This window comes from Streptomyces sp. NBC_00250 (genome assembly GCF_036192275.1).
In the GTDB taxonomy this organism is placed as follows: Bacteria; Actinomycetota; Actinomycetes; order Streptomycetales; family Streptomycetaceae; genus Streptomyces.
In genome coordinates, this window is the sequence record NZ_CP108088.1 from 1899499 (window position 1) to 1915140 (window position 15642).

A 15642-nucleotide genomic window follows, 5' to 3' on the forward strand; every position below is an offset into this window, starting at 1 on the left:
CGTGACGGAGGGTCAGCGGACGGGGCCCTCCCGGTACGTGGACTCCTTCCGGTACGCCTCCTTCCCGTACGTGGGCTCGTCCCGGTACGTGGGCGGCTCGGGTGCCGGAGTCGGAGCCGGAGCCGGGGCGGGGGCGGGGGCGGCGGCCGGGGCGGCGGGCTCGGGCGCCGGATGTCCGGAGCGCTGGGCCCGGGAGGCCTCGGCGCGCAGCAGGGCCTGGAGGACGGCGAACGGGTCGACGGGCATGGCGAAGCTCCTCATGGTGCGGAGGGGTGATGTGGGGGGACTGCGCGGAGGCGTGGGCCTCTCAGCAGCGCATCACCACGCACCGGAGCGCGTCGCCGCGCGGGGCGGGTACGGGGGCGGGGGCCGGGGTCCTGCGGTGCCTGGCGGCGCCGTGCCGCAGGCGCTGGGGCCGGACCGGGCGGAGGCCCGTCCGGTGCCGTCGGGAGCGGCCGGGGAGTCCGGCCTCGGTGGCGGCCGGCTCGTGGGTCTCGCCGCTCGGGTCGGACGCCGGGGACGCGGCGGCGGGCCGGAGTTCGGCGCCGCCGGTGAGCAGGCCGGCGGCCCCGGTGCCGAACAGGGCGGCGAGGACGAGGAGCAGCACGATCCAGCGGCGCCCTCGGGGGTCCGGGCGCGCCGGGCGGTCCGCCGGGGCGGCGGACGCGGGGGTCGGCTCGGGCGCGGGGCTCACGCTGATCCGTACTGCCCCGCCGGGGTCGCGGCACGGCGTCCCGGGGCCGAGATCCGCCCGTGCGGCCTACGGGTGGGGCCCCTTGTTCACCGATTCACCACACCGGTGGTCGCGCGGCAGCCGCACCACCGTCGTACCGCGGTCACGTCGGCCGTCAGGACGTACACATCAGTGGTTCTTGTCCTGCGCGACCGGCCCGTCAACCGGAAGAAGTGGTTCCGACCCGCCTGTGGGCGGTGAGATGTCCAGCGGCACCTGCGGCCCGGAGCACTCGCGCAGCCAGCGCCGCAGCACCCGGTGCACGTGCTCCGCGCCGACCAGCTCCTCCCCCGCGCCGACGGGCGGCGACAGCTCCGGCGGCGAGAGGAGGAAGGGGTGCGACTGCTCGCCGCCGAGGCCGCCGTGGGAGCCGATCTGTTCCTCGAAGGCGTGCACGGTCCCGGTCGCCGGGTCGTACATCGAGTTGACCATGATGTCCGCGACGTGCGGGAAGCCGTCCGTACGCCGTACCGCCCGCGCCGCGCCCCGCCCGAAGACGGCGAGCGGGCCCCCGTCGTCGAGCTCCGCGACCGGCACCTCCACTCCGTCGCGGGCGAGCACCACCGAGCCGTGCTCGGCGCTCGCCACGAGCACGAAGCCGACGCCCGGGTGGTGCGCCAGGGTGCGGAGCAGGGCCGGGTGGCGCCGGTCGATCTCCTCCCGGGTCATCCGGTGCGGCACGTCGGGGAAGGAGATGAGACCGAGGTTGCCGGAGGCGAGGACGACCGGCTCGGAGGGCCGGGCGGGCAGCTCCCGCGCCGTCTCGCCGCTCTCGTCCACCGGCCGGTGCAGCGCGAGACGCAGCGCGTCCCTGGCCGCGTCGCGCGCCTCCGAGCCGCTGCGGGTCCGGCGCACCCGGCGCGGCACCGGAAGGCCGCAGCCCGCCCTGACCAGCTCCTTGAGCGTCAGCCCGTACGCCCCTTCGAAGGTCTCGCCGGGGCTCTGCCCGTGGTCGGACAGGAGCACGATCCGGTACGGGCGGGGGGCGTGCTCGGCGACGGTGGCGATCAGCCCGATCGAGCGGTCGAGGCGCCGCAGCACCTGGTCGGTGTCCCGGCCGTGCGGGCCCGAGTGGTGGGCCACCTCGTCGTACGCGACGAGGTCGGCATAGACGGCGGTCCGCCCGGCGAGCATGTCGCCCATCACGGCGGAGACCACGACGTCCCGCTCCACGACCGTGGCGAAGGCGCGGACGAAGGGGTACGTGCCGCCGCGCGAGACCCTCGGGGTCTCGCGGCGCAGCAGCGCCCGGGTGGACTGGAACATCTCGCGGACGCACTCGGTGACCAGCGATCCGGCGGTACGGACGGCGTTGGCCGGGTCGGAGAAGTACGCGAAGTAGCCGGCGCGCGAACGGTTGCGAGGGCCGCGCCGGGCGGCCATCGACAGGACGAGCGCGAGCTGGTCGGCGCCGCCGCTGAACAGGTTGCCGCGCGAGGCCCCGTCGAAGGTGAGCAGGCCGCCGTCCCCGGTGCGGCGCACGGCCCGGCGCTGGAGCTCCACCGCACTGGCCGGGCGGTTCGACACCATGAGTCGGCCGGTGTCCTTCTCGTACCAGCGGAAGGCGGGCACGTCCTCGTTGGAGCCGTGCAGGATGCCGAGCTGGCTCGCGCCGGTCTGGCTGGACCAGTCGGTGCGCCAGGGGGTGAGGTGGTGGCCGGCGTCCAGCCAGGCCGCGACGGTCGGCATGAGGCCGTCGGCGACGGCGCCGCGCAGGACGTGGTGCCCGACGCCGTCGAGCTGGAGGAAGACCGTGCCGGGGACCTGCTCGGGCGCGCCGTCCGACGCACGGGGCCGGGTGCGACCGGTCAGCCGGTAGAGACGGCGCCGGTAGGCGTCGTCGTCGCGGACCGCGAGGCCGGTGGAGGTCGCCGAGGCGACGGCGGACATGACGGCGGCGACCACGACGGCGGTCTCGGGGTTCGCGGCGCCGCGCCCGTCGGGGATCAGCCAGAGCGCGACGAGCAGCAGGGAACCGTTGAGGAAGAAGACGAGCAGGCCGAGGACGAGGGCCGGGACGAGCAGCAGGGCCCGCACGATCACCGGCCACACGAGCGCGCCGAGCAGACCGAACGCGCCGGCCGCCGCGGCGGCGGTGAGCGCCGTCCTCGTGAAGCTGTCGCCGTCGGCCGACTGCAGCTCGAAGTCGGGAAGCAGCCCGGCGAGGATCAGCATCGTGAGCGTGGACACCGCCCACACCACGATCACCCGCCCGAGTGCACTGCCCGCGGACCGCCAGCGGTCGGCGCCACCCCATCGCCCGTCACCCACGCCCGCTTCACCTTTCGCCCGTTTCCTGCCTCAAGCGTGGCACAACGCCCACGATCGGCGGGGAAAACGGGTGAGGGCGACCGGCCCGGGTGTGTCAGGTCGCACGTCGGGGCGGTCGTGTGCGTAGGGGGACGGTACGACTGCTCGGCAGCCGTCGTACCGGGTGCGACGGCTCAGCAGCCGTCGTACCCGGCCGTCGGCATGGAGAGCCTCCGGTGCACCCCCGCCTTGGCCGCCGCGTCGTACGTCGGTTCGTACGCCGGCTCGTCGGGACAGGCGGTCTCCACCCGTACCCCGCGCCGCGCGCACTCGGCGCGGAAGCCGGGCACGGAGGTCAACGCGCGCGCGAGGACCCGCTCGTTGGCGGCGACGAAGAGGTCGACCGCCCCCGCCTCCACGTCCGCCCACAGCGCCTCGTGGTCGGGCCTGATTCCGTAGAACAGCAGCTGGCGGGCGACCACGTACCCCTTGTCGTCGGCCCAGCGGGCGCACACCGCGTGCTGACCGCGCGTGTCGACAAGAAAGGGTTCGCTGTCCAGCTCTTCGAGCGGGGTGAGGCTGGCGATCGCCGCCACCCGAACGTCGTCCATGGGCCGACCCTACTGCGGGACGGCACGGCCGAACATCCTCCGGGGCACGCTCCGGACATTTACCCTCGATACGGAGTGAGGGTACGACCGCGGACATCGTGAACGGCGGCCGGCGCCCGCGACGACGGAAGGCGGCATGCCGGTGGAGGTCACCTGGTGGGGTCACGCGACCTGCACGGTCGAGGACTCCGGGGTCCGTTTCCTCACCGATCCGCTGTTCGCCCGGCGGCTCGCGCATCTGCGGCGGCGGCGCGGGGCCCTGCCGCCGCCCGAGGCCGCGGTCGCCGAGGTCGTCCTCGTCTCGCACCTGCACTCCGACCATCTGCACCTGCCCTCGCTGGCCCGGCTCGCGCCCGGGACGCTCCTCGTCGTGCCGCGGGGTGCCCCCGCCGCCGTGCCGGGGCTGCGCAGGCTCGACGGGAACGGGCTGCGGCTGACCGAGGTGGAGGTGGGTGACACGGTGACGGTCGAGGGCGTGACGGTGCGGGCCGTGCCGGCGCTCCACGACGGGCGGCGACTGCCGGTCGGGCCGCACCGGGCGCCCGCGCTCGGATACGTCGTCGAGGGCGAGGCGCGGACGTACTTCGCCGGCGACACCGGGCTCTTCGACGGGATGGCGGAGGCGGTGGGACCGGTGGACGTGGCGCTGCTGCCGGTCGGCGGCTGGGGCCCGTACCTCGGACACGGCCACCTGGACGCGGGCCGGGCCGCCGAGGCGCTCGCCGCGCTGTCGCCCGCGGCGGCGGTCCCGGTGCACTACGGGACGTACTGGCCGATCGGGCTCGACGGGATCCGGCCGCACGAGTTCCACGCACCCGGGGACGAGTTCGTACGGCACGCGGCGCGGCTCGCGCCGAAGGTGGCGGTGCATCTGCTCGCCCACGGCGAGCGGGTCCGGCCGGAGGTCGCCCGGTGAGGCGCGCGACGACGGTCCGGCCGGAGGTCGCCCGGTGATCCACGGGCTCACCGGGATCGCGGCGGCGGTGCGGGAGCTGCCCCCGGAGTCGACGCAGCAGGCCGTCGGCTATCCGTCGCTGTTCCTCCTCGTGGCGCTCGGCGCGCTCGTGCCGGTCGTGCCGACGGGGGCGATCGTCAGTTCGGCGGCGGTGGTCGCGTTCCACCAGGAGTCGCCGCTCGCGCTGCTCCTCGTGTTCCTGGTGGCCGCGTTCGCCGCGCTCCTCGGAGACACCGCCCTCTACTGGCTCGGGCAGCGCGGGGTCCGTTCCCACAACGGCTCGCGGTGGCTCGCCGCGCTGCGGGGCCGGGTGACGCCCGACCGGCTCGCCCACGCGCAGGAGCGCCTCGACACCCATCAGGTGCAGGTGCTCGTGCTGTCCCGGCTCGTACCGGCGGGGCGGATCCCCGTGATGCTGGCGTGCCTGCTGTCGGAGATGCCGCTGCGGCGGTTCGTCCGGGGCGACCTGGCGGCCTGTCTCGCGTGGGCGGCCACGTACCAGCTGATCGGAATCCTCGGCGGTTCGCTCTTCCCGGAGCCCTGGCAGGGAGTCGTGGCCGCGGTGGCTCTCACGGTGCTCATCAGTGCGGCGCCCGCCCTCTGGCGGCGGGTCCGAGGAGGGCCCAAGGCCGGCGAGGTGTCAGGCCACGAGCACCCGTGAGCCGCCGACCGGCAGGTCCCACAGGTCCTCCCGGGGCAGCCCGGCCCGCTCCCAGGCGGTCCTGACCCGGGTGAGGGGTTCGAGGACCGGTTCGGAGGACAGGACGAAGGTCGCCCAGTGCATGGGGGCCATCCGCCGCGCCCCCAGGTCCTGGTGGGCGCGGACCGCCTCCTCCGGGTCGGTGTGGACGTCGCTGAGCCACCAGCGGGGGTCATAGGCGCCGATGGGGAGCAGCGCCAGGTCGATGCCGGGGTATCGGCGGCCGATCTCGGCGAACCAGTGGCCGTAGCCGGTGTCCCCCGCGAAGTGGACGCGTCGCCCGGCCCGGTCGGTGAGCACCCAGCCGCCCCACAGGGAGCGGCAGGTGTCCAGGAGGGTCCGCTTGGACCAGTGGTGGGCGGGGACGAAGTCGAAGCGCACGCCGTCGAGTTCGGCCGCCTCCCACCAGTCGAGCTCGGTGACCCGGCTGAAGCGGCGGCGGGCGAACCAGCGGCCGAGGCCGGCCGGGACGAAGACCGGCGTGTGGCGGGGCAGCCGTTTCAGGGTGGGGGCGTCGAGGTGGTCGAAGTGGTTGTGGCTGATGACGACGGCGTCGACGTGCGGCAGGTCCTCCCAGCGGACGCCGACGGGGGTGAGCCGGGCGGGGGTGCCGAAGATGCGGCGGGACCAGACCGGGTCGGTGAGGACGGTGAGCCCGCCCAGCCTCACCACCCAACTGGCGTGCCCCGCCCAGGTGATGGCGAGGGTGTCGGGCCCGGTGGGCGGTAGCGGGCCCGGCTCGAAGGGCAGCAGCGGGATGTCGCGGAGGCCTTCGGGGCGGGGCCGTACGGCACCCTCGCGTGCCAGGCGCGCCAGGGCCCGTACGCCGGGGAGGGGTGCGGTGAGCCGGTCGGCGAAGGTGCGCGGCCAGTCGAGGCGCAGCCGCCCGAGGGGCTGGAGGACGGGGGCGGGGGCGGGCGAGGGAGCCGGAGCTGTGGCGGGGTCGGGCTGGTGCGGGGCCTGCGCGGGCCGCGCGGGGTGTGCCGTCCGTTCCGTCATCTGCGGGCTCCGTTCTGCGCGGCTCTTGCGGATCGTGCGGGGCGGGCGGGGCTCCACCTGCGCGGGGCGCTTCGCCGGTGCGGGGCGCTTCGCCCGGGCGCGCTACGGGGTGGGGATTGCCGTCGGAGGTCATCTCGGGGCTCTGTCACCGGAGTTCCTCCAGGGCTCCTCCGAACTCCGCCAGTCTCTGTGCCACATGGGGAAGCTCCTCCGGGTTGCGTGCCCCGAGCGTCTCCGCCCGTTCCTCCTCCGTGCTCCCCAGGAACATTCCGGTGCCGAACCTGACGCGCAGGGCGCCGAGTTCGTCGCCGAACCGGTGGCCGCCGGTCGCCGGGGCGCCGAGCCGCGCGGTGAGATGACTCTCCAGCTCCAGGGAGTCGGTGACGCCCCTGGCCGCGAGACCGGCCCGCAGCGGCCCGAGGTCGGCGTAGAGGTGGCGGCCGGCCTGCGGAGGCCGGGCGAGGGCCCCGGCGGCGAGGACGGCGCGGTGCGCGGCCGCGGCCAGGCGCCCGTGGACGGCGGCCGCGCGCCCGGCCCGTACGGTGACGTCCTCGGGTTCGTCGAGGGCGTGCGCGGCGGCGGGGGCGACGGGCCCGGGGACGACGGCCCCGAGGGCGGTGAGCACGTCGAGGACGCGGGCCCTGCGGTCGGTCCACCGGTCGGCGCGGGACGGGTCGGTGGGCGGGAAGCGGGCGACGGCGCAGGGCCAGGCGGCCGGGGTGAGCGCGCCGCCGAGGTCGGACAGGACCGTCACGTCGTCCGGGCACATCTCGGCGGGGCTGAGGAGCACGGTGTCCTCGGGGTGGTGGCGGGTGTCGCGCCAGGTCTCGTCGCTGATGACGTGCAGGCCCTCGCCGACGGCTGCCTCGCAGGCCTCGCGGACCAGTTCGGGCGGGGCGACGGTGGCGGTGGGGTCGTCGGCGACGGAGAGCAGCAGGACGCGCGGGGTGCCGCCCTCGGCGCGGATCCGCCGGACGGTCTCCAGGAGGGCGTACGGGTCGGGGACGCCGCCGCATTCGGCGGGGGTCGGCACGTGGTACGCCGGGCGGCCGAGGAGGCGGGCCTGCGGGGTCCACCAGGCGGGGCAGGGCCGGGGCAGGAGGAGGTCGCCGCCGTGGGCGGCGATCAGGGCCAGCAGCAGCGCGGGGGCGCCGGGGCCCGCCACGACGTCCTCGGGGTGGGTGCGCAGGCCCCGGCGCCACCAGTAGCCGGAGGCGGCCTCGCGCAGGACGGGGCCGCCGCCGGGCGGCTCGGGGGTGGTCCGTCCGGCGGCGGCCGCGAGGAGTCCGGCGAGTCCCGGCAGGACGGGGAGGCCGGTGTCGGGGGCGGGAGGGCCGTAGCGCACCGGGCCACGGCCGTCCGGAGCCGTCTGCCGCATGTCCCGTACCTCCTGAGCGCACGGGGGCGCCGGCACGGCACCCCCGTGCCCTTTATACGAAGGTTCGGACGGTTCCGCCGCTCCAGGCGTCGCTTCGGGCGACGGACAGTGAGCGGCACCCCGCCAGGGGTCAGACGACGGTCACCGGGTGGCGCACGATCGCGTTGAAGAGATAGCCCTGGGTGTTGTGGACGGCCCGCTCGGGCTGGGTGTTGCCGGCGGCGTCGGTGGTCCGCGACAGCAGGGTGACCGGCCCGGTGCCGCGCGGGTGCCACGGCACGCTCCAGCGCACCCAGCCGTCCCGCCGGGGCGTGTCGTGGAGGTGGGCCCGCCGCCAGTGCGCCCCACCGTCCGTGGACACCTCCACCGTCCGTACGGGCGCGAGTGCCGACCACGCACGGCCCGTCAGGCGGTGGACGCGACCGGCCTCCAGCGTGGCGCCGAAGGGCAGCTGGTAGGCGGACTTGAGCGTCTGACGGCTGATCGGGGTGGAGCCGCCCTCGGGGTGGGCGGGGCCGAAGAGGCGGTACCAGTCGGTGGACCAGGGCGAGCTGAGCGGGCGGGTGGAGACCTCGATGTCGCCGAGCCACTTGACGGACGCGATGCCGACCCAGGAGGGCACGACGAGCCGGACCGGGTGACCGTGGTCGTACGGGAGGGGCTCGCCGTTCATCTCGTACGCGAGGATCACGTCGTCGAAGGCCTTGGCGACCGGCAGCGGGCGCCGCACCCGGCCGTGGTCGACGCCGCCGGAGATGTACGGGTCGTCGAGGCCGCGCGGCTGGAGGTCGACGGCGTCGCGGGCTATCCCGGCCCGCCGGAGCACGTCGGCGAGGCGCACCCCGCGCCAGCGGGCGGCTCCGACGGCCCCGAGGGTCCAGGCGGTGCCGGTGACCGGTTCGCCCTGCTGGCTCGCGTAGAGGCTGCGGCCGTTTCCGGCGCACTCGATCAGGGCCGTACGGGTGACGGAGGGCAGGTCGCGGAGCTGTCCGTACGTGAAGTGGACGGGGCCGCGGCCGTGCAGTCCGTCGCCCCAGAGGGTCAGGCGCCAGTCGGCGGCGTCGAGGACGGGGGTGGTGGTGTGGTTGCGGACGAAGAAGCGGTCCACGGGGGTGAGCGAACCGGTGTCCGCGAAGCCGTCGAAGCGCGCCTCGGCGTTGGTGCCCCGGACGGTGAAGTGCTCGGCGGGGAGGGCCTTGACGATGCCGGGCGCGGCGAGGGTGCCCCCGGACGGGGGCGGCGGACCGGCGGGGCCGGTGGCTCCGCCGGCCCGGGGCGTCGCGTGTGCGGGTGCGGCGGCGAGCCCGCCGAGGGCGGAGACCGCGGGGGCCGCTGCGAGGACCTTGAGCAGGGAGCGGCGGACGGGCGCGGGCGAGTTCGGCACGGGACTCCTCGGCACAGGGGGGCGCGCCGCCGGGCGGCGGCGCGGCCGATCCTAGGCGCGCGGAGGGGGTCCGGACGGTCCGTTCACGGTGCTGTCACAGGGGGTTCGTCAGGTCGGTGGCCGACGACGGGGGCCGGCGCGCACGGCCGGACCGGCAGCGGCCGCCGAAGGGGGCGGCGCGCCGAATCACGGAGGCGGTCCGGGTGCCGTTCGGCCGACAATGCCGCATGACCGTACGAGAAGCACTTCCCGAGGACGCGGCGGCCGTCGCCGCCGTGCACGTCCTGTCCTGGCGCGCGGCCTACCGCGACCTGCTCCCCCGCCCCTACCTGGACGCCCTGGACGTCGAGGAGCGGACCGCCGTGTGGCGGGCCCGTCTCACGGCCCCGGACCGGCCCAGGGTCCTGGTCGCGACGGACACCGGCGGGCAGGTGCGGGCCTTCTCCTGCTTCCGGGCCTGGCCGGACGAGGAGTTCGCCCCGGGGACCACGGCCGAACTGGCCGCGCTCTACGCCCTGCCGGAGGTGTGGGGCACCGGAGTCGGCCGGGCCCTCCTCGCGGCCTCCACGGAGGCGCTCGTGGAGGCCGGGTTCCGCACGGCGGCGCTCTGGGTGCTCGCGGGGAACACGCGGGGCCGTCGCTTCTACGAGGCCGCGGGCTGGCGACCGGACGGCAAGGTCGTACAGGAGGAGACAGGGGGCCGGATCCTCGAAGAACTCCGGTACCGGCGCGATCTGTTCGCCTGAACCGATGTCCACATCCCAAGACATGGGTCTCATCATTCGACATCCGTGCGTACGGTGGTGAGCACGCACCCACACCGAGGGAGTCGCTCCGATGACGCATGCCTCCGCCCCTTCCGCGCACCCCGCGGCCCATGAGACGGCCGTCTACACCCACGGTCACCACGAGTCCGTCCTGCGCTCGCACACCTGGCGGACCGCCGCCAACTCCGCGGCCTATCTGCTGCCCGCGCTCTCGGCCGGTCTCGACGTCCTGGACGTGGGCTGCGGACCCGGCACCATCACCGCCGACCTGGCCGCGCTGGTCGCGCCGGGCCGGGTGACCGCGGTCGACGCGGCCGAGGGCGTGCTGGCGAAGGCCCGTGCCGTGGCGGCCGAACGCGGCCTGGAGAACATCGAGTTCGCCGTCGCCGACGTCCACTCCCTGGACTTCCCCGACGACTCCTTCGACGTCGTCCACGCCCACCAGGTCCTCCAGCACGTCGGCGACCCGGTCCAGGCGCTGCGCGAGATGCGCCGGGTGTGCCGCCCCGGCGGTGTCGTGGCGGCCCGCGACAGCGACTACGGCGCCTTCGCCTGGTACCCCGAACGGCCCGCCCTGGACGACTGGTCGGACCTGTACCACCGGGTCGCCCGCGCGAACGGCGGCGAACCGGACGCGGGACGGCGCCTGTTCTCCTGGGCGCGGCAGGCCGGCTTCACCGACGTCACGACGACCGCCGCCACCTGGTGCTTCGCCACGCCCGACGAGCGCGCCTGGTGGAGCGGACTGTGGGCGGACCGTACGACCGGCTCCGACTACGCGGACCTGGCCGTGTCCGGCGGCCACGCGACCGCCGCCGAGCTGACGTCGATCGCGGAGGCCTGGCGGGAGTGGGGCACGCGGGAGGACGCGTGGTTCATGGTCCCGCACGGCGAGATCCTGTGCCGGGTGTCCTGAGGGCCGGCTACGAGACCCCGCGGCGGTCGTCGGGCAGCCGGTCGTCCACGTGGTCCTCGCTGAACCCGAGTTGCGCGGCGAGCGCTCGGTAGCGGACGCGCCGGGCCTCGCCGACGGGGACCTCGTACGCGGTCAGGACCTGGAGGAGGAGGCGGAAGCCGAGGTCCGGGTCGACCGCCGTGACCACGTCCTCCAGGACCCGAGCCGCCCCTCGTACCTGCTCCGCCCCGACGTGGACCGCGTCGCGCACCTCCCGCAGCACCGCCTCCGTCAGTTCGGTCCTGGCAGGGGCCAGGAAGGGCGCGTAGGCGGGGTCGACCTCCGCCAGGTGGGCGTGGCACACCTGGGAGACCTGGTCGAGCCAGTCCCGCCCGTCGGTGTCGAACTCGTCCTCGTCCAGGACGTTCAGACGCCCGGCCGCGGTCCGCCAGAGCAGACCGATCGCCTGCTCCGAAAGGGCGGAGTCGAGCAGGCGCCACACGTCGTCGAGGAGTACTGCGGCGTAGGCACCGGGGGTGCGGCCCGGGCCGTCGTCGGCGATCCGCTGGATGTGCTCGCGCGGGCTGCCGCCGTACGTCCGTTCCGACCCGTGGAGAGCGGCCGCGAGCATCGGCAGCCCGAACCGGCCGGAGGCGAAGTCGCGAAGGCCCGGATCGAGGGGGCGCCAGCGCACGGCCAGCTCGTCATGGACGGCGGCCCGGGGGTGGGCCAGCCTGTCCCCGAGGGCGAGCAGCCGCTCGTACGTGTCCGCGTCGACGGGCACGGAGTACGCCTTGAGCGCCCTCAGGAACAGCCGGAACCCTAGGTCGGCATCCGACTGGCGCACGACCCGGAGGAGGGCGGGGACGATCCCCGGTACGGCGACGCGGAGCTCAAGACCCGCCGCGGCCGACTCGATCTCCGCCGCCACGGCCGTCCGCAGCTCCCCCTCCGGCACCACGGGCCGCGCCTCGTCCAGGGACCGCGCCTCGTACGGGTCGCGCTCCGGTGCGCGCGGCGGGCACAGCTCCGCGACCCGCTCCAGCCAGGCCCGGGTGCCCGTGCCGTGCTCGGCAATGCCCTGGTCGGCCGTGCCCCGGTCGGCCGTGCCCTCCTCGGCCGGGTCGAAGCAGCGGCGTACGGCCGCCAGCCACACCGTGTGGAGCACCTCGTCGGGCAGCGGCGAGTCGAGGAGGAGTCGTACGTCCGCGCCGAGCTGGTGGTCGTCGTCCTCCGCCGCGGACGTGGCGAGATCGAGCACGACCGGTTCGTCGAGGCGGAGCGTCGCACGGGCGCACAGCGCGCCGGCGAAGCCGCTGAGCCCGAAGTCGGTCGCGTAGTCGTAGGAGTAGACCTCGCGCGTGCGCGCCATTTCCCGTACCTCCTGCCTCCTGCGCGGAACGGGCGCCCGTCGGTGCGAGGGGTGCCCGTACCCATGCTCGTCGCAGTGCGCGTCCGGCGCCCCTTCCGAACCGAAGACGCCGGGGCGGCCGGGGTGGCGGGGCAGCTGGGCGGGGGCGGGGGCGGCTGGGAGGGCCGGGAGGGCCGGGAGGGCCGGGAGGGCCGGGAGGGCCGGGAGGGCCGGCGCGGCACCTCACGGCGATCAGGTTGCGGGGGGCGGCGGGTCGCCGTAGGCCACCGTCGTGCCTCCCACGAACGGCAGCAGTCGCTCGGCCTCCTCCTCCAGGGCCGCCCTGTCCGCGGCGCGGAGCGGCCGGAACGGGGCGAGCCGCAGCGTCCCGGCGCCGAGGGACCACGTTCCCCGCACCCGGCCGTCCACCAGGAAGGTGGGCCGGACCTGCGCCCCTCCGGGCATCACGCGGGTGCGGTCCTCGTCGTCGATGATGCGCGTCCGGTCGAAGTGGGCGAGCAGGATGTTGTCGAAGGCGGGCAGCAGTCGCACCGGGGCGGGGGTCTCGGGGTCGGGCAGCTCCGCGTCGGCCAGATCGAACAGTTCCCCGCCTCCGGGGCCGGAGTAGCGGCGCAGTTCGCCGTCCATCTCCGCGACGACTTCGCCCAGGCGGGTCAGTCCGCACCAGACCTGGACGTCCTTCACGCAGGCCGGTCCGAAGGCCGCCAGATGGCGGCGGACCAGTACCTTCGCCGTCTCGGTCGGGGTCGCCATCGGCCGTCCCAGCCATGCCTCGGCGGGCGTGACCGAGATCGCCGACCGGTTGCCCCAGGAGCCCCAGGCGGCCGTCGCCGGGTCGTGGACGAGCGGAGTGCGCAGCTCGACCTCCCCGGCCAGGATCCGCCCGTCGTGCCCCGGGTGGCGGTCGGCCAGCCTTCGGGCCAGCTCCCTGCGGGGCAGCGTCCCGCCGCCGAGCAGGTCGAGCCCCTCGGCGACCAGGGACGCCGGGTCCAGGCCCACGCCGTGCCCGGTGGAGTCGCCGCGGGCGCTGTGGTTCCGAGTGAAGTACGGCGAGCCCGCCGTGCGGTCGAGCACGGGCTGCACCAGCGGGCGCAGCCGGCGGAAGTCGTCGGCGGCGGCGAGGTGCTGGGTGCTGCGGAGCAGGGTGGACCGGACGACCTTCCGGTCCTCGACGAGCGCGGTGAGCTCCGTCCGGGTGAAGCCGTGGATCCTGCTCCACAGTCCGACGTAGGGCCAGTTGGGCTCCTGCGCCTGGAGTGCGACAAGGCGCCCGATCACCTCAAGGGGAGTGCGGTCGGTGCGCGCGAGCAGGAACTGGCGGTCGAGGAGCGCCCGGTTCAGGGCGCGGAGGGAGAGTGGGGTCACGGCAGACGCACCGAGACGTTGCCTCGGTAGGAGCCCTGGAGCAGCGAGAGGAACGCGCCCGGCACGTCCTCGATCCCGCCCTCGACGACGGTCCGCGGGTAGACGAAGCGGCCCTCGTCCAGCCACGTTCGGAAGTGCTTCTGCCAGGCCTCGATCTGATCGGGCGTGTGGTGGCAGGAGAAGGGCAGCAGCTCGACGCCCCTGGCCTCGGCCGCCGCGCGGTCGGGCTGCGGGAAGCGGACCGCCGCGTCGCCGAGCTGGCTCGACAACGAGCCGCACAGGGCGAAGCGTGCCCCGGGCCGGGCGGCTCGCAGGGCGGCGTCGTACTGCTCGCCGCCGACGACGTCGAAGAACACCGAGATGCCCTCGGGCGCCAGCTCCCGGAGCCGGTCGGCCGGGGAGCCGTCGTGGTAGTCGAACGCGGCGTCGAAGCCGAGCTCGTTCACCAGGTACGCGGCCTTCGCCGGGCTTCCGGCGCTGCCGATCACCCGCGCCGCGCCGAGGCACCGGGCGATCTGCCCGGCCAGCGAGCCGACCCCGCCCGCCGCGCCGGAGACGAACACCACGTCGCCCTCGCCGACGGCCGCCACGTCGGCCGTCCCGTAGTAGGCGGTAGGCCCCTGGCCGAGGTGGTGGCCGGGGTCGGGAAGGAAGCCGCGGTCGAGCCTGACGTACGCGGACGCCGGACCCGCCGAGAACTCGCTCCAGCCGGCCGTCGTCCGGACGAGGTCGCCGACCGCGAGCTCGGGGCTCGCGGAGCGTACGACCGTGCCGACGGTGACCAGTCCCACCCGCCGGCCCGGCTGCCAGGCCGGCACCGGGAGGGTGCAGTCGGCCCGCATCAGCTCCAGGTAGGCGGCGGCCAGGCCCACCTCCTCGGTGCGCACCAGGACCTCGCCGTCCACCTCGGTCTCGGCGACGGTGAAGTGGTCGAGGGTCGGGACGCCGGTGATCTGCGTCGTCAGCCGGATCTCACGGGTGATCATTTCTCGGTCCTCACATCGGTCCGGTGGGGCTTTCGAAATCGACTCTAAGGACACTTCCGGTCACTTTCCGGCCGGAACTCCGGGCAGTATTCCGGCATGGCGAACACCAGCTCACGGACCCTCCGGCTGCTCTCCCTGCTGCAGACCCACCGCCACTGGCCCGGCCCGGAACTGTGCGGCCGGCTCGGAATCTCCGAGCGGACCCTGCGCCGCGACGTCGACCGGCTGCGCGAGCTCGGCTACCCGGTCGGCGCGGCCCGTGGCACGGACGGCGGCTACCAGCTCGCGCCCGGCGCCGTCCTGCCGCCGCTCCTGCTCGACGACGAGGAGGCGGTGGCCCTCGCCGTCGGCATCGGCGACGCGGCGCAGAGCGGCATCGCGGGGATCGAGGACGCGTCCCTGCGGGCGCTCACCAAGGTGGTGCGGGTCCTGCCTCCCCGGCTGCGCGCCAGGGTGGACGCCTTGCGCGCGATGACCGTCTCCGCCTCCGCGGCCGGGCCGGCCGTCGCGGCGGGCGTGCTCACCGCGGTCGCCCAGGCGTGCCGGGACGAGGAGCGGCTGCGGTTCGGATACACCGCCCGGGGGTCCGCGGCCACCGAGCGCGAGGTCGAGCCGCACCGCGTCGTCGCCCTCGGCGGGCGCTGGTACCTGGTCGCCTACGACCTGGACCGGCACGACTGGCGCAGCTTCCGCCTCGACCGGCTGACCGGGCCGACGGCGACCGGCGCCCGCTTCCGGCACCGTCCGCTCCCGGCCGGTGACGCCGTGGCCTTCGTCCGGGAGGCGAGCGGGGCCCCCGCGCCTCACACGGTCGAGGTCCTCGTCCACGCACCGTCGGCGCGGGTGCGGCAGACGGTCGGCCGGTGGGGCACGGTCGAGCCGGTCGACCGGGACAGCTGCCGGCTCACCATGACCTCGACGTCCCTCGACTGGCCGACGCAGGCGCTGGGCAACGTGGGAGCCGAGTTCGAGGTCCTGGGCCCGCCGGAGTTCGCCGCGCACCTCCGGGAGTGGGGTGCCCGCTTCCTGCGCGCGGCCCCTCAGGACATGTCGTGAAAGCCGAGGCAGTCCGGGTCCTGGAGGGGGCAGCTCGGATGGGGGGTGCGGTCCCGTTCCGGGGGTGGGGGCGGCTCGTCCGCGAGGGCCGGAGCCGGGGGCAGCTCGAAGGATCCGCAGAGGCAGGCTCCGCACGTGCCCGAGAACCGGGGTTCCCCGTGGCGGAAGCGCGGATGTCCGCACCGGCACTC

At 75.5% G+C, this 15642-nt stretch carries 15 protein-coding genes; 5 read left to right on the forward strand and 10 right to left on the reverse strand.

Annotation, left to right across the window (positions count from 1 at the left end; genetic code table 11):
* Positions 1–12: 12 nt before the first annotated feature.
* The 4 genes from OG259_RS08560 to OG259_RS08575 form a co-directional block, all read right to left on the reverse strand.
* Entirely contained in the window at positions 13–246 is a 234-nt protein-coding gene (locus OG259_RS08560; RefSeq protein ID WP_328941703.1) for a hypothetical protein, read from the reverse strand.
* A gap of 61 nt (positions 247–307) precedes the next feature.
* Positions 308–694: a hypothetical protein gene (locus tag OG259_RS08565; RefSeq protein ID WP_328941704.1), complete on the reverse strand. Its 387-nt coding sequence runs from the start codon at positions 692–694 to the stop codon at positions 308–310.
* A gap of 168 nt (positions 695–862) precedes the next feature.
* Positions 863–3004, reverse strand: coding sequence for a phage holin family protein (locus OG259_RS08570; protein ID WP_328941705.1), 2142 nt, complete (start codon positions 3002–3004; stop codon positions 863–865).
* A 173-nt stretch (positions 3005–3177) separates the two neighbouring features.
* Positions 3178–3594 (reverse strand): hypothetical protein, encoded by a 417-nt coding sequence (locus OG259_RS08575; protein WP_328941706.1) that lies wholly within the window; start codon positions 3592–3594, stop codon positions 3178–3180.
* A 136-nt stretch (positions 3595–3730) separates the two neighbouring features.
* On the opposite strand from OG259_RS08575, the gene OG259_RS08580 reads away from it, so the two are divergent.
* Together OG259_RS08580 and OG259_RS08585 are read left to right on the forward strand one after the other, a co-directional pair.
* Positions 3731–4510, forward strand: a complete 780-nt coding sequence (locus tag OG259_RS08580; RefSeq protein ID WP_328941707.1) for an MBL fold metallo-hydrolase — start codon at positions 3731–3733, stop codon at positions 4508–4510.
* A 34-nt stretch (positions 4511–4544) separates the two neighbouring features.
* The gene (locus OG259_RS08585; protein ID WP_328941708.1) at positions 4545–5210 is read left to right on the forward strand and encodes a DedA family protein; all 666 of its coding nucleotides are present in this window, start codon (positions 4545–4547) and stop codon (positions 5208–5210) included.
* Here OG259_RS08585 and OG259_RS08590 read toward each other — a convergent pair.
* The 3 genes from OG259_RS08590 to OG259_RS08600 form a co-directional block, all read right to left on the reverse strand.
* Positions 5190–6248 carry an MBL fold metallo-hydrolase gene (locus OG259_RS08590; protein ID WP_328941709.1) on the reverse strand — a complete coding sequence of 353 codons (1059 nt, stop codon included), beginning with the start codon at positions 6246–6248 and terminating at the stop codon, positions 5190–5192. The genes OG259_RS08585 and OG259_RS08590 overlap by 21 nt on opposite strands.
* 145 nt (positions 6249–6393) lie before the next feature.
* Positions 6394–7626, reverse strand: coding sequence for an aminotransferase class I/II-fold pyridoxal phosphate-dependent enzyme (locus OG259_RS08595; protein ID WP_328941710.1), 1233 nt, complete (start codon positions 7624–7626; stop codon positions 6394–6396).
* A gap of 130 nt (positions 7627–7756) precedes the next feature.
* The gene (locus OG259_RS08600) at positions 7757–9010 is read right to left on the reverse strand and encodes a sulfite oxidase (RefSeq protein WP_328941711.1); all 1254 of its coding nucleotides are present in this window, start codon (positions 9008–9010) and stop codon (positions 7757–7759) included.
* 227 nt (positions 9011–9237) lie between these two features.
* Between OG259_RS08600 and OG259_RS08605 the strand changes: the two genes are divergently transcribed.
* Together OG259_RS08605 and OG259_RS08610 are read left to right on the forward strand one after the other, a co-directional pair.
* Positions 9238–9756 carry a GNAT family N-acetyltransferase gene (locus OG259_RS08605; RefSeq protein WP_328941712.1) on the forward strand — a complete coding sequence of 173 codons (519 nt, stop codon included), beginning with the start codon at positions 9238–9240 and terminating at the stop codon, positions 9754–9756.
* A gap of 91 nt (positions 9757–9847) precedes the next feature.
* On the forward strand, positions 9848–10693 hold the full coding sequence (locus OG259_RS08610; RefSeq protein ID WP_328941713.1) for a methyltransferase domain-containing protein: 846 nt from the start codon (positions 9848–9850) through the stop codon (positions 10691–10693).
* A 7-nt stretch (positions 10694–10700) separates the two neighbouring features.
* Here the strand turns inward: OG259_RS08610 and OG259_RS08615 are convergent, their stop codons facing one another.
* The 3 genes from OG259_RS08615 to OG259_RS08625 form a co-directional block, all read right to left on the reverse strand.
* Positions 10701–12044 (reverse strand): hypothetical protein, encoded by a 1344-nt coding sequence (locus OG259_RS08615; RefSeq protein ID WP_328941714.1) that lies wholly within the window; start codon positions 12042–12044, stop codon positions 10701–10703.
* Positions 12045–12275: 231 nt separating this feature from the next.
* On the reverse strand, positions 12276–13409 hold the full coding sequence (locus OG259_RS08620) for a winged helix DNA-binding domain-containing protein (RefSeq protein ID WP_328941715.1): 1134 nt from the start codon (positions 13407–13409) through the stop codon (positions 12276–12278).
* Positions 13406–14395: an MDR family NADP-dependent oxidoreductase gene (locus OG259_RS08625; protein ID WP_328941716.1), complete on the reverse strand. Its 990-nt coding sequence runs from the start codon at positions 14393–14395 to the stop codon at positions 13406–13408. The genes OG259_RS08620 and OG259_RS08625 overlap by 4 nt, the downstream gene beginning before the upstream one ends.
* A gap of 96 nt (positions 14396–14491) precedes the next feature.
* Here OG259_RS08625 and OG259_RS08630 point away from each other — a divergent pair, with 96 nt between their 5' ends.
* Positions 14492–15451: a helix-turn-helix transcriptional regulator gene (locus OG259_RS08630; RefSeq protein WP_328941717.1), complete on the forward strand. Its 960-nt coding sequence runs from the start codon at positions 14492–14494 to the stop codon at positions 15449–15451.
* The last annotated feature ends 191 nt before the right edge of the window (positions 15452–15642 follow it).